1 pseudogene is annotated in these 274 nt (G+C 69.7%); it reads right to left on the bottom strand.

The annotated features are described in order from the left end of the window. Positions 1 to 274 (bottom strand): annotated as a pseudogene (locus NLU14_RS21780) (hypothetical protein); the annotation flags it as partial.

The raw sequence follows: 274 nt of genomic DNA, 5'->3' as shown, positions 1-274 counted from the left end.
ATGATCACGTCGCCGGCGGGCGCTTCGCCGCGCTGCACCGCGTTCTGATCGGCGTTGACGTCGACCAGGCGGAACTCGAGCACCGCGGTCTGGCCGATCAGCGCCTTGAGCGCGGTCGGGTTCTGCAGGCCCGGCACCTGCACGACGATGCGGTTGGTGCCTTCGCGCACCACGGTCGGCTCGACGGTGCCGAGCGCGTTGATGCGCGTCTCGATCACTTCGCGCGCGTCGCCCATCGCGGTGTCGATCGCTTCGTTGATCCCCGCCTCGGTCG

It is taken from the genome of Marinobacter iranensis (assembly GCF_029207565.1).
GTDB lineage: Bacteria > Pseudomonadota > Gammaproteobacteria > Pseudomonadales > Oleiphilaceae > Marinobacter > Marinobacter iranensis.
The sequence above is the reverse complement of the archived record's forward strand: the minus strand, read 5'-3'. Positions and strand labels throughout refer to the sequence as shown.